The organism is Oryzihumus sp. (genome assembly GCF_036391795.1).
In the GTDB taxonomy this organism is placed as follows: Bacteria; Actinomycetota; Actinomycetes; order Actinomycetales; family Dermatophilaceae; genus Oryzihumus.
Genome location: NZ_DASVZH010000055.1, coordinates 1 through 13542, shown reverse-complemented (window position 1 = coordinate 13542; position 13542 = coordinate 1). Strand labels below are relative to the sequence as shown.

Genomic DNA, 13542 nt, shown 5'->3' with positions numbered 1-13542 from the left:
CCGCCCCCACGGGCTGCGGGGCGGGCACCGGAGCAGCGGCCCCGGCCGGCAGGATCCGCGCCAGCGGGGTGCCCACCGGCACCCGGGTGCCGGGAACGACGACCTGCTCACCCATGACGCCGGACTCGAAGACCTCGACCTCCACGGCCGACTTGGCGGTGTCCACGACCGCGACGACCTGGCCGGCGGTGACCGGCTCACCCGGCTGGACGAGCCACTCCAACAGCGTCCCCTCGTCCATGTCGGCGCCCAGCGAGGGCATGACGAAGTCACCCACCGGCGCCCACCACCCTTCGGCAGGCCGCGGCCACGGTGTCCGCCTGGGGCAGCGCCGCGTCCTCGAGGTGCTTGGCATAGGGCACCGGCACCTCGGCGCTGCACACGCGCTCGACCGGGGCGTCCAGGTCGTAGAACGCCTCCTCGGCGATGCGGGCGGCCACCTCGGCGGACAGGCTCCCGCTGCGCCAGCCCTCGTCCACGACCACGGCCCGGTGGGTGCGCCGGACCGAGGCCAGCACCGTGGCCGAGTCCAGTGGCCGCAGCACGCGCAGGTCCACGACCTCGGCCGAGATCCCCTCTGCAGCAAGGGTTTCCGCCGCCGTGAGCGCCTTGCCCAGGCACCCGCCCCATGCGATGACGGTCACGTCGGCGCCGGCGCGCCGGATGGCTGCGGAGGTGATGTCCACCTCCGGGGCGCCGTCCTCCAGGGGCCCGGACACGGCATACAGGGAGCCGTGCTCGAAGAGGATGACCGGGTCCGGGTCGAGCAGGGCGGGCCACAGCATGCCGCGGGCGTCCTCCAGGGTCGCCGGGGCGAGCACCCGCAGGCCGGGGATGTGGGCGTAGAACGCCTCGAGGCTGTGCGAGTGCTGCGCGGCGAGCTGGCGGCCGGCGCCGGTGGTCATCCGGATCACGAGGGGCACGGCGACCTGGCCGCCGGACATGTGCAGCAAGGTGGCGGCGTTGTTGAGGATCTGGTCCAGGGCCAGCAGGCTGAAGTTGACCGTCATCACCTCGACGACGGGGCGCATGCCGCCGATCGCCGCGCCGATCCCGGCGCCGACGAACGCCGACTCCGACAGCGGGGTGTCCCGGATGCGCTCGGGCCCGAACTCCTCCAGCAGCCCCATGCTGACCGCGAAGCAGCCGCCGTAGCGGCCGACGTCCTCGCCCATGAGGAACACCCGCTCGTCCCGGGTCATCGCGTCCCGCAGGGCCGCGCGCATCGCCTCGCGGTAGGTCGTCTCCACCGCGGTCACCGCTGCTCCTCCTCGGAGTGCACGAACCGGGTCAGGTCCTCGACCGGTTCCAGCGGGGCCGCCTCGGCGAACGTGACCGCCTCCGCGATCTCGGCGGTCACGGCGGCCTCGATGCGGGTCAGCTCCTCGTCCACCGCCACGCCCTCCGCGCGCAGCCGGCCGGCGAACACCTCGACGGGGTCACGCTCCCGCCAGTGCTCCACCTCGGCCTTGTCCCGGTAGAGCTCGGGGTCGTACATGCTGTGCGCGCGGAAGCGGTAGGTGCGCATCTCGAGGAAGACCGGCGCCTCGCCGCTGCGCACGTCGTCCAGCGCGCGCCGGGTGGCCTGGTCCACCGCCTCGACGTCCATGCCGTCCACCGGCCAGGCCGGCATGCCGTAGGCCGCGGCGTGGAGCGCCAGGTCGGTCATCGCCAGCTCCCGGTCGATGGACGTGCCCATGGCGTAGAGGTTGTTCTCGCAGACGAACAGCACGGGCAGGTGCCACAGGGACGCGAGGTTGAGCGACTCGTGGAACTCCCCCTCGGCGGCCGCACCGTCGCCGAAGAAGCAGACGGCCACCCCGTCCCGGTGCTGCATCCGCTCGGCCAGCCCCAGCCCGACCGCGAGCGGCAGGCCTCCCGCGACGATCGCGTTGCCGCCGTAGAACCGCCGGCCGGTGTCGAACAGGTGCATCGAGCCGCCGCGGCCCCGGCTGGACCCGGTGGCCCGGCCGAACATCTCGGCCAGGACCTCCGGCATGGGCAGGCCGCGGGCCAGGGCGTGGCCGTGCTCGCGGTAGGTCGACACCACCGCGTCGCGCGACGCGAGCGCCCCCATCACCCCGACCGCCACGGCCTCCTCGCCGATGCACAGGTGCATGAAGCCGCGGATGCGTGTCTGGCTGTAGAGCTGGACGCACGCCTCCTCGAACCGGCGGATCCGCACCATCTGGGCCAGCATCGCCAGCCGGGCGGCGGTCCGGTCCTCCTCCGGCGGGACGGCCGCCTTGGCGGCACGCCCGGACCGCGTGCGGGTGCTCATGCCGGGGGCTCCAGCGTCGAGGTGTCGCCCTCCTCCAGCCCGAGCTCGCGGGCGCGCAGCAGGCGGCGCATCACCTTGCCGCTGCGGGTGTGCGGCAGGTGCTGGTCGAAGTCGACCTCCTTGGGTGCCACCGCCCCCAGCCGCCGGCGGGCGAAGGCGAGCAGCTCCTCGCGCAGCGCGTCGTCGGCGGTGAACCCGTCGCGCACCGTGACGAACGCCTTGACCACCTCGCCGGCGACCGGGTCCGGCTTGCCGATCACCCCGGCCTCGGCGACCGCTGGGTGCTCCATCAGCGCGGTCTCGACCTCGAACGGCCCGACCAGGTGGCCGGCCGACTTGATGACGTCGTCGGCGCGCCCGACGAACCAGTGGTAGCCCTGCCCGTCGACCCGCACGAGGTCGCCGGTGAGGTACCAGCCGTCGGCGAACGACGCGGCATACCGCTGCTCGTCGTGCAGGTAGCCGCGGAACATCGAGGGCCACCCGCGCCGCAGGCCGAGCTCCCCGACCAGGCCCGGCTCGGTCAGCACCCGCACGTGGCCGTCCGGCCCGACCAGCGCCCGGCCGTCCTCCCCGCGCTCGAGGACCGCGGTCTCGATGCCCGGCACCGGCCGGCCCATCGACCCGGGGCGGACCTCGGCGCAGCGGTAGTTGGCGACCATGATCGCGCCGGTCTCGGTCTGCCACCAGTTGTCGTGCACCGGCAGCCCGAGCACGTCCCGGCCCCAGACGACGACCTCGGGGTTGAGCGGCTCTCCCACGCTGGCGATGTGCCGCAGCGCCGAGAGGTCGTAGCGCCGGGGCAGCTCCTCGCCGGCCCGCATGAGCATCCGCAGCGCGGTGGGCGCGGTGTACCAGACGGTGACGCGCTGGTCCTGCAGCAGCGAGTACCAGCGCAGCGCGTCGTAGTCGCGGGCGTCGGTGACCACGGTCGCGCCGAGGGTGAGCGGGGCGATGACGCCGTAGGACATCCCGGTGACCCAGCCGGGGTCGGCCGTGCACCAGAAGACGTCGTCCGGGCCGAGGTCGAGCACCCACTGTGCTGTTGCCCGGTGCACCACGACCGCCTCGTGGGCGTGCACGGCGCCCTTGGGCCGGCCGGTGGTGCCGCTGGTGAAGTGCAGCAGCGCCGGTGTGTCGGGGTCGGTGGGCGGGATGGTGAAGTCCTCGCCGGCGGCGTCCATCGCCTCGGCCAGGTCGATGCCCCCGGGCACCGTGTGCGCGGTCTCCGGGTCGCCGCCGACGAGCAGCACGCGCTCGAGCTCGGGCAGATGGTCGCGCACCGGCTCGACCTTGCGGCGGTACAGCGCCGGGGTCGTGACCAGCACCCGGCCGTTCCCCAGCACGAGCCGGTCGCGCACCGGCTCGGGCCCGAACGCGGAGAACAGCGGGCAGAAGACGCTCGTGGCCTTGAGCGTGCCGAGCGCGGCGACGAACAGCGCCGGCTGGCGCCCCATCAGGCTGAAGACGCGCTCCCCCGGGCCGACCCCCAGGTCGCGGAGCACGTTGGCGAACCGGTTCGTGTGGGCGGAGAGCTGGGCGTAGGTCACCTCGCTGGTCTCGCCGTGCCGCCCGACCGCCAGGATGGCCCGCCGGTGGCCCCGCCCCTCGCGCACGTGCCGGTCGAGCGCCTCGTCGGCGATGTTGAGCCCGTGGTGGCCGGGCAGCCCGGCCAGCTCGCGCCGGGCGTCCTCCCAGCGGAAGGCAGCGCGGGCCGCCTCGTAGTCGGCCAGCCGGGGCGGCGGCCCGCTGCCCGCGGCCGGCGCGATCGGGGGCCAGACGTGCGTGCTCACCGCGGCCATGCGCGCCACCTCCACGTGCCGGTATGCCGTGACCAGAGTCGGGGGCCGCGCCGCACCCGACCACGGCACAACGTCCCGGCGGGAGGGGTCCAGCGGCCCGCCCCGGCCGCCTCACCGTCCCGTCGCCGTCGCCTCGCCGCCACGTCCCGGACGCGCCTGCGGGCCCGGGCGGGCACTGGCAGCATGGCCGGCATGGAGTTCCAGGAGGTCGTCCGCCGTCGCCGCATGGTCCGCCGCTACGACCCCGACCGGCCGGTGCCACCGGAGGTGCTCGACCTGGTCCTGCGGACCGCGATCCGCGCCCCGAGCGCCGGGTTCAGCCAGGGCTGGGACTTCCTGGTCCTGGCCGAACCGCAGGAACGCCAGGTGTTCTGGGCCGCGACGACCGACCCCGACACCGAGCCGGACGGCTGGCTGACCGGGCTGATGACCGCCCCGGTGCTCATCGTCTGCCTGTCCGACAAGGGCACCTACCTGCGCCGCTACGCCGAGCCCGACAAGGGCTGGACCGACCAGGACGAGGCCCGCTGGCCGGTGCCCTACTGGGACGTCGACACCGGGATGGCCGCACTGCTCATGCTCCTCACAGGCGTGGACGAGGGGCTGGGCGGGCTCTTCTTCGGCGTGCCGCCGGAGTACCACGAGGACGTGATGGAGGCATTCGCCATCCCGCACGACCGGTCCATCGTCGGCGTCGTGGCCCTGGGCTTCGCCGCGGCCGACCGGCGCAGCCCGAGCCTGCGCCGGGGCCGGCGAGAGGTCGGCGAGGTCGCCCACCGTGGCCGGTTCGGCACCCCGTGGCAGACCAGCGCCACCTGACCTGACTCTCCGACCCCGCGGGCGCACGCCGGGTCGGCCGCGCATCCCCCGGGTCGACACACGGACCGCGGGCCGGACCAGCGCGCCCACACCGGCGCACTCACCCTGACTCCGGCATCACCACCCGGACGCGCAAACGGACACGCTCATAAACCCGTTTCTGTGGATTTTTGTGAGAAACCCTTTACATCGATGTGACCGCGGGCACACACTGGGGCGAACGGCAGGCCAACCCCAGGAGGATCCGGTGTACGCGGAAGAGCGCCAGCAGCACATCCTCGAGACGGCCCGCACCGACGGCCGCGTCGAGGTCACCGCGCTGGCCGAGCGGCTCGACGTCACCCCCGAGACCGTCCGGCGCGACCTGACGGCGCTGGAGCGGCGCGGCCTGCTGCGCCGGGTGCACGGCGGCGCGATCCCGGTCGAGCGCCTCGGCTTCGAGCCGGCGGTCGCCACCCGCGAGGAGCGGCTGGTCACCGAGAAGGAGCGCATCGCCAAGGCCGCCCTGGCCGAGCTGCCCGACGAGGGCACCATCCTCATCGACGCCGGCACGACCACCGGACGCCTGGCCGAGCTGCTCCCCCGCGACCGCGAGCTGACCGTGGTCACCAACTCCCTCACCGTCGCCGGCCAGGTCGCCACCCAGGCCAACCTGTCCCTCTACCTGCTCGGCGGCCGGGTCCGCGGGCGCACCCTCGCCTGCGTCGGGGAGTGGGCCGAGCGGGCCCTGGCCGACGTCTTCGTCGACGTGGCGTTCGTCGGCACCAACGGCCTCTCCCGCGAGCGCGGCCTGACCACGCCGGACCAGTCCGAGGCGGCGGTCAAGCGGGCCATGATCAGCGCCGCGCGCCGGGCCGTCGTGCTCACCGACCACTCCAAGGTCGGCATCGACCACTTCGCGCTGGTCTCCCCCCTGGCCGAAATCGACACGATCATCACCGACAGTGGGCTCGACGCCGAGACCGCCGCCGAGCTCGAGGGCGAGGGCCCGGAGGTGATCCGGGCATGATCGTGACACTGACGCCCAACCCGAGCATCGACCGCACCGTCTCGATCAGCCACCTCGAGCGCGGCGAGGTCCACCGGGCCACCTCCTCCCGGGTCGACCCCGGGGGCAAGGGTGTCAACGTCTCCCGCGCCCTGGCTGCCCACGGCCTGCACAGCGTCGCGGTGCTGCCGGCCGGTGGCGCCGAGGGCGCCCTGCTGGAGCGGCTGCTGACCAGCACCGGCGTCGAGGTGCTGCCCGTCCCGATCGGCGGGTCCGTCCGCGCCAACGTCGCCCTCGTCGAGCCCGACGGCACCACCACCAAGGTCAACGAGCCCGGCCCGACCCTGTCCACCGCCGAGCTGTCCTCGCTGGTCGCCGGCGCGGCCACGGCCCTGATGCGCGGCCCGAGCTGGGTGGTCGGCTGCGGCTCCCTGCCCCCCGGGGTCGACGACGAGCTGTATGCCGGGCTGGTGCGGCGCGCCCGCGCCGCCGGGGTCCGCGTCGCGGTCGACACCTCCGGGGCGCCGCTGGCCCGGGCGGTCGCCGCGGGGCCGGACCTCATCAAGCCCAACCACGAGGAGCTTGCCGAGCTGGTCGGCGCCGCCCTGCCGACGCTGGCCGACGTGCACACCGCCGCCAAGGGCCTGCTCGGTCAGGGGGTGCGCACCGTCGTGGTCAGCCTCGGCCGCCACGGCGCCCTGCTCGTCACCGACGGCCTGACCGCCCACGGGCACGCCGTCGTCGACCGCCCGCTGAGCACCGTCGGCGCCGGGGACGCCCTCCTGGCCGGCTACCTGCACGCCACCGCCACCGGCTCCGCCCCCGACACGGCGCTGGCCGCGGGCGTCGCCTGGGGCGCCGCGGCCGTCGGGCTGCCCGGCAGCCGGATGCCCAGCCCCGGTGACGTGCACGGCATACCCGTGCTGCTCACCCACCACCCGGACCTGACCCTGCGCCTGGCGCCCTGAGCCAGGTCACCCTCGACCCCGCGATCCCCCGATCCGCCCACACCGCAAAGGAACCCGCACATGGCACTGATCACCGACAAGCTCGTGGTCCTGGACCTCGAGGCGCCGGACCGGCACGCGGCCACGCGCATCCTGGCCGAGGCGCTGGACAGCGAGGGCCGGGTCACCGACCTCGACGGCTTCCTCGCCGACGTCCGCAAGCGCGAGGAGCAGATGCCCACGGGCCTGCCGGGCGGGATCGGCATCCCCCACGCGCGCAGCGCCCACGTCACCGAGCCGTCCCTGGTCTTCGGCCGCACCGCCGGCATCGACTTCGGCGCCGAGGACGGCCCGGCCACCCTCATCTTCCTCATCGCCGCCCCCGAGGGCGGCGGCGAGGAGCACCTGGCGATCCTGGCCAAGCTCGCGCGCCGCCTGGTCCGCCCGGACTTCCGTCAGTCCCTCCTCGACGCGCCCGACAGTGCCGCGGTCGTCGACATCGTCACCCGAGAGGTGGTCAACGCATGAAGTTCGTCGCCGTGACGTCATGCCCCACGGGCATCGCGCACACCTACATGGCGGCCGAGTCCCTCGAGCAGAGCGCGAAGGACGCCGGTCACGAGATCGCGGTCGAGACCCAGGGCGCGGCCGGCTCCCAGCCGCTGCCGGCCGAGGTGATCGCCGCCGCCGACGCGGTGATCTTCGCCGCCGACGTCGAGGTGCGCGAGCGCCAGCGGTTCGCCGGCAAGCCGCTCGTGCAGGTCGGGGTCAAGAAGGCCATCTCCGACGGGCCCGGCCTGATCGCGCAGGCCGTGGCCGCCGCTGAGGAGGCCGCCGCGCACCCCGAGGTCCTGGCCGCCGCGGCCGCGGCGCCCCGCTCCGGTGGGGGCGGGCTGGCCACCAAGGTCGACCATGAGGCCGGCACGGGCACCCGCATCCGCCAGTGGCTGATGACCGGTGTGAGCTACATGATCCCGTTCGTCGCCGCCGGCGGCATCCTCATCGCCCTGTCGTTCATGCTGGCGCAGGTCGCCGGCGGCAAGCGCGGCGCGATCGAGGTCGTCAACTACAACCTCACCGGCACCGGCGCGGCTGCCCACTGGAACCTCGCCACCAACTTCAACCCCGGCAGCGGGATGGAGTGGGCGGGTCTGCTGTTCGTCATCGGCGCCGCGTCCTTCGGCTTCCTCGTGCCGATCCTGTCCGGCTTCATCGCCTTCGCCATCGCCGACCGTCCCGGCATCGCCCCCGGCATCGTCGGTGGCGCGATCGCCGCGACGATGGGCGCCGGCTTCCTCGGCGGCATCGCGACCGGCTTCGTCGGCGGCTTCTCGGCCCTGTGGATCAGCCGGCGCACCGTCCCCAAGGGCGTGCGCGGCATCATGCCGGTCGTCGTCATCCCGCTCGTCTCGACGCTGTTCACCGGCGCGGTGCTGATCCTCGTCCTCGGCCGGCCGATCAAGGCCCTCACCGACGGGCTGACTTCCTGGCTCAACGGCCTGACCGGCGCCAACCTGATCATCCTGGGCATCATCCTCGGCCTGATGATGGGCTTCGACCTCGGCGGCCCGGTCAACAAGGTGGCCTACACCTTCGCCACCACCGGCCTGGCCAGCGCGGCGGCGACTGCGGTCGCGGGCGGCGCCCCGCTGAAGGTCATGGCCGCCGTGATGGCTGCCGGCATGACCCCGCCGCTGGGCATGGCCCTGGCGACCACCCTGCGCCCCGGGCTGTTCTCCGAGCCCGAGCGGGAGAACGGACGGGCGGCCTGGCTGCTCGGCGCGTCGTTCATCTCCGAGGGCGCGATCCCGTTCGCGGCGGCGGACCCCTGGCGGGTCATCGTCTCGAGCATGTCCGGCTCGGCCGTCGCCGGTGCCCTGGTGATGCTCTTCGGCAGCACCCTGCGCGCCCCGCACGGCGGCATCTGGGTCCTGCCCCTGATCGGCGCCCCGCTGCTCTACCTCGTGGCGATCGCTGCCGGCACCTGCGTCACGACGGCCGTCGTCGTGGCCCTGAAGTCCACGGCGAAGACCACCGACGCCGACCTGGTGGCCGAGCCCGCCGCCAGCACCACCGTCAGCGCGGTCTGACACCCGGCACACCTGCCCCGCCGGTGAACCCGGTGGACCACCCGAAGGAGCGAGAAACACATGGCCCAGCGCACCGTCACCATCGCCTCGTCCGTGGGGCTGCACGCCCGGCCCGCCGCCCTGTTCGTCCAGGCCGCCACCGCCACCGGCCTGTCGGTGCAGATCGGCCGGGACGGCGAGGACGCCGTCGACGCCCGCAGCATCCTCGGCGTCATGGCCCTCGGCGCCAAGCACGGCGAAGCCGTCGTCCTGACGGCCGACGGCGACGGTGCGGACGCGGCACTGGACGGCCTGGTCGAGCTGCTCTCCCGCGACCTCGACGCGGAGTGATCGACATGGCCGACATCCAGAGCAAGCACGGCATCGGGGTCAGCCCCGGCACGGCGGTCGGACCGGTGGTCCAGGTCCGACCGCCCGTGCGGCCGCCGGCCGACGAGGCACCGGCGGCGGACGTGGCGGAGGCGGGCGCGCGCGTCCGGGCCGTCCTGGAGTCGGTCGCCGCCACGCTGGAGGAGCGCGCGGCGACTGCCGACGCGACCGCCCAGCAGATCCTCACCGCCACCGCGATGATGGCCCGGGACCCGGGCCTGGCCGGCGCAGTCGACACCCAGCTCATGGCGGGGCGCGGCCCGGCGACGGCGGTCGACGCCGCCGTCGAGGAGTACTGCGCCATGTTCGCCGCGGCCGGCGGCTACCTCGCCGAGCGGGTCACCGACCTGCGCGACGTGCGCGACCGGGCCGTGGCCCGCGTGCTCGGGGTCCCCGAGCCCGGTGTCCCCCACCTGTCCGAGCCCAGCGTCCTGGTCGCCCACGACCTCGCGCCGGCGGAGACCTCGGTGCTGGACCCGGCCACGGTGCTGGCCATCCTCACCGAGTCCGGTGGACCGACCAGCCACACCGCGATCCTGGCCGCCCAGATGGGCATCCCGGCCGTCGTGCAGCTGCCCGGTGCCCTGGACATCCCGACGGGCACCCGGGTCGCCGTCGACGGCAGCACCGGCGAGGTCGTGCTCGAGCCCGGCGAGGGCCTGCAGCACGAGCTCGCCGCCAAGGCCGAGCGCCGCGCGGTCGCCCTGTCCGCGGCCAAGGGCCCCGGTCTGACCGCCGACCAGCACCCGGTCGCCCTGCTCGCCAACATCGGGCGCCTCGAGGACGCCGTGCGCGCCGCAGCCGAGGACGTCGAGGGTGTCGGGCTCTTCCGCACCGAGTTCCTCTTCCTCGAGCGCGACACCGCGCCGACGCTGGAGGAGCAGACGCAGACCTACACCGCGGTCCTGGAGGCGTTCGGTGCGCGCCGGGTCGTCGTGCGCACCCTCGACGCGGGCGCCGACAAGCCGCTGTCCTTCGCCGACCTCGGCCCGGAGGAGAACCCCGCCCTGGGCCGGCGCGGACTGCGGATGTCCGCCCTGCGCCCGGACCTGCTCGACACCCAGCTGCAGGCCCTGGCCACCGCCGCACGCGCGACCGGCGCCGACGTCCGGGTGATGGCGCCGATGGTCGCCACCGCCGACGAGGCCGCCTGGTTCGCCCGCCGCGTGCGCGAGCACGGCCTGCCCTCGGTGGGCGTCATGATCGAGGTGCCGGCGGCCGCGCTGCGCTCCCGGCACGTGCTCGCCGAGGTCGACTTCGCCAGCCTGGGCACCAACGACCTCGCGCAGTACGCCCTGGCCGCCGACCGGCTCCAGGGCGAGCTCGCCGACCTGCTCGACCCCTGGCAGCCGGGCCTGCTCGACCTCGTCGCCGCGGCGTGCGAGGGCGGCCGGATCCACGGCAAGCCGGTCGGGGTCTGCGGAGAGGCCGCCGGCGACCCGCTCCTGGCTCTGGTGCTGACCGGCCTGGGCGTGAGCAGCCTGTCCATGGCCCCGAGCCGGGTGCCCGCCGTGCGCCTGGCCCTGTCGCTGCACGAGCTCGCCGTCTGTTCCTCCCTGGCCGAGCGGGCCCGCAGCGCCCGGTCCGCGGAGGAGGCGCGCGCCCTGGTCGCCGAGCTGGCCCACCCCGACCTGCTCGACATCCTCTGACACCCGCCCCCGGTATGCCGCGTGGCCACCGGGCCGCGCGGCATACCGGGGTGCTCGCTCGCCGGTCCCGGCGAGTCGGTGGCCGGGCCCCCTGCTGCGTGGGCGAAGATGGCGTCCGGGAGAATCCGCCCCACCGCAACCGACGCCGCACCCCCGAGGAGCACCACCGCGCATGGCCCGCCGTTCGTCGACCCCCTCTGGTGAGGAACAGGACTACCAGGAGCGCATCCTCGACATCGACGTCGAGGAGGAGATGCAGGGGGCGTTCCTCGAGTACGCCTACTCCGTCATCTACTCCCGGGCCCTGCCCGACGCCCGCGACGGCCTCAAGCCGGTGCAGCGCCGCATCCTCTACGGCATGAGCGAGCTCGGGCTGCGCCCCGACCGCGGCCACGTCAAGTCCAGCCGCGTCGTCGGCGAGGTCATGGGCAAGTACCACCCGCACGGCGACGGGGCGATCTACGACGCCCTCGTGCGCATGGCCCAGCCGTTCACGATGCGGCTGCCGCTGGTCGACGGGCACGGCAACTTCGGCTCCCTCGACGACGGCCCGGCCGCCTCGCGCTACACCGAGGCCCGGCTGGCCCCCGCCGCGCTGCTGATGACCGGCAGCCTGGACGAGGAGACCGTCGACTTCGTCCCCAACTACGACGACCAGCTGCTCCAGCCGGGCGTCCTGCCGGCGGCCTACCCCAACCTGCTCGTCAACGGGGCCAGCGGCATCGCCGTCGGCATGGCCACGAGCATGCCGCCGCACAACCTCGTCGAGGTCATCGGCGCGGCCCGCCACCTCATCGCCAACCCGCAGTGCTCGCTGGACGACCTGATGAAGTTCGTCCCCGGGCCGGACCTGCCCGGTGGCGGCAAGATCGTTGGCCTGGAAGGGATCCGCGACGCCTACCTGAACGGCCGGGGCACGTTCCGCACCCGCGCCACCACGCGGATCGAGAACGTCACGCCCCGCAAGAAGGGCATCGTCGTCACCGAGCTGCCCTACCTCGTCGGCCCCGAGAAGGTCATCGAGAAGATCAAGGACAACGTCCAGTCCAAGAAGCTGCAGGGCATCAGCGACGTCAAGGACCTCACCGACCGCAAGCACGGCCTGCGCCTGGTCATCGAGGTGAAGAACGGCTTCAACCCCGAGGCGGTCCTGGAGCAGCTGTACAAGCTGACCCCGATGGAGGACTCCTTCGGCATCAACAACGTCGCGCTCGTCGACGGCCAGCCGCGCACCCTGGGCCTGAAGGACCTGCTGCGCGTCTACGTCGACTTCCGCACCGACGTGGTCCGCCGCCGCAGTGCCTACCGGCTGCGCAAGCGGGAGGAGCGTCTGCACCTCGTCGAGGGCCTGCTCATCGCGATCCTCGACATCGACGAGGTCATTCAGGTGATCCGCAGCTCCGAGGACGCCGCGGTCGCCAAGGACCGCCTCATGGAGGTCTTCGACCTCTCCGACCCGCAGGCGACCTACATCCTGGACCTGCAGCTGCGCCGCCTGACGAAGTTCTCCCGCGTCGAGCTGGAGACCGAGAAGGCCGAGCTCGAGCGTCAGATCGAGGCGCTGCGTGCGATCCTCGGCGACGAGAAGCTGCTGCTCAGGACGGTGTCCTCCGAGCTCGCCGAGGTCGCCAAGGCCCACGGCACCCCGCGGCGCACGGTGCTGCTGGAGTCGGCCGGCACGCCCCTGACGGCGTCCTCGCCGCTGGAGGTCAGCGACGACCCCTGCTGGGTGCTGCTCTCCTCCACCGGCCTGATGGCCCGCACCACCACGGCCGACCCGCTGTCCAACGAGGGCGGCCGGCACAAGCACGACGCGGTGGTCGCCACGGTGCGCACCACCGCCCGCGGGTACGTCGGGCTGGTCACCTCGCGCGGCCGGATGATCCGCCTGTCCGCGCTGGAGCTGCCGACGCTGCCGCCGACCAACGGCGCGCCGTCGCTGTCCGGCGGGGCGCCGCTGGCCGCGTTCGTCGACCTGCCCCGCGGTGAGGAGCCGCTGACGCTGGTCTCGCTGCGCGAGGACTCCCCCGGGATCGCCCTCGGCACCGCCCACGGTGTGGTCAAGCGGGTCACGACCGACTACCCCGGCAACAGGGACGACTGGGAGGTCATCTCGCTCAAGGACGGCGACGCAGTCGTCGGTGCGGTCGAGCTGACCACCGGCCAGGAGGACCTGGTCTTCCTCACCAACGTCGCCCAGCTGCTGCACTTCTCCGCCTCGGCGGTCCGGCCCCAGGGCCGCGCCGCCGGCGGCATGGCCGGCATCAAGCTCGCGGGCGACGAGCGGGTGGTCTTCTTCGGCGCGGTCGACCCGGGCGCGGACAACATCGTGGTCACCTCCGCCGGCTCCAGCGGCGCCCTGCCGGGCACCGAGGGCGGCTCGCTGAAGGTCACCCCGTATGCCGAGTACCCCGCCAAGGGCCGCGCGACCGGCGGCGTCCGGGCGCACCGGTTCCTGCGGGGCGAGGACACGCTGGTGCTGGCCTGGGTGGGCGCCGTGCCGGCGCGGGCTGCGGCCGCCAACGGGGTGGCCGTCGACCTGCCGCCGGCCACGGGCAAGCGGGACGGTTCCGGCACTCCGGCGCCGACCCCGATCG

General features: G+C 74.1%; 12 protein-coding genes. 8 read left to right on the top strand and 4 right to left on the bottom strand.

Annotated elements, in window-relative coordinates:
- From VF825_RS03270 to acsA, 4 genes are all read right to left on the bottom strand, one after another.
- Positions 1-277: biotin/lipoyl-containing protein (locus VF825_RS03270; protein WP_331110099.1), on the bottom strand; the 277-nt coding region annotated here is incomplete at its 3' end.
- Positions 270-1250 carry an alpha-ketoacid dehydrogenase subunit beta gene (locus VF825_RS03265; protein WP_331110102.1) on the bottom strand — a complete coding sequence of 327 codons (981 nt, stop codon included), beginning with the start codon at positions 1248-1250 and terminating at the stop codon, positions 270-272. The genes VF825_RS03265 and VF825_RS03270, both read right to left, overlap by 8 nt.
- A gap of 5 nt (positions 1251-1255) precedes the next feature.
- Complete coding sequence (pdhA, locus tag VF825_RS03260) at positions 1256-2281, bottom strand: pyruvate dehydrogenase (acetyl-transferring) E1 component subunit alpha (RefSeq protein ID WP_331110097.1); 1026 nt, start codon at positions 2279-2281, stop codon at positions 1256-1258.
- Entirely contained in the window at positions 2278-4083 is a 1806-nt protein-coding gene (gene acsA / locus VF825_RS03255; protein WP_331110095.1) for an acetate--CoA ligase, read from the bottom strand. Before acsA ends, pdhA begins: the two co-directional genes overlap by 4 nt.
- A gap of 192 nt (positions 4084-4275) precedes the next feature.
- On the opposite strand from acsA, the gene VF825_RS03250 reads away from it, so the two are divergent.
- The 8 genes from VF825_RS03250 to VF825_RS03215 form a co-directional block, all read left to right on the top strand.
- Positions 4276-4902 (top strand): nitroreductase family protein, encoded by a 627-nt coding sequence (locus tag VF825_RS03250; protein WP_331110093.1) that lies wholly within the window; start codon positions 4276-4278, stop codon positions 4900-4902.
- Between the two features lie 247 nt (positions 4903-5149).
- A complete protein-coding gene (locus VF825_RS03245; protein ID WP_331110091.1) occupies positions 5150-5911 on the top strand; it encodes a DeoR/GlpR family DNA-binding transcription regulator in 762 nt (253 codons plus the stop codon).
- On the top strand, positions 5908-6858 hold the full coding sequence (pfkB, locus tag VF825_RS03240) for a 1-phosphofructokinase (RefSeq protein ID WP_331110089.1): 951 nt from the start codon (positions 5908-5910) through the stop codon (positions 6856-6858). Before VF825_RS03245 ends, pfkB begins: the two co-directional genes overlap by 4 nt.
- 60 nt (positions 6859-6918) lie before the next feature.
- Positions 6919-7365, top strand: a complete 447-nt coding sequence (locus VF825_RS03235) for a PTS sugar transporter subunit IIA (RefSeq protein ID WP_331110086.1) — start codon at positions 6919-6921, stop codon at positions 7363-7365.
- Positions 7362-8927 carry a fructose-specific PTS transporter subunit EIIC gene (locus VF825_RS03230; protein WP_331110084.1) on the top strand — a complete coding sequence of 522 codons (1566 nt, stop codon included), beginning with the start codon at positions 7362-7364 and terminating at the stop codon, positions 8925-8927. Before VF825_RS03235 ends, VF825_RS03230 begins: the two co-directional genes overlap by 4 nt.
- Positions 8928-8987: 60 nt before the next feature.
- On the top strand, positions 8988-9257 hold the full coding sequence (locus tag VF825_RS03225) for an HPr family phosphocarrier protein (protein WP_331110082.1): 270 nt from the start codon (positions 8988-8990) through the stop codon (positions 9255-9257).
- Between the two features lie 5 nt (positions 9258-9262).
- Positions 9263-10945, top strand: coding sequence for a phosphoenolpyruvate--protein phosphotransferase (gene ptsP / locus VF825_RS03220; protein WP_331110080.1), 1683 nt, complete (start codon positions 9263-9265; stop codon positions 10943-10945).
- 172 nt (positions 10946-11117) lie between these two features.
- The coding region (locus VF825_RS03215) for a DNA topoisomerase IV subunit A (RefSeq protein ID WP_331110078.1) at positions 11118-13542 on the top strand (2425 nt) is incomplete at its 3' end.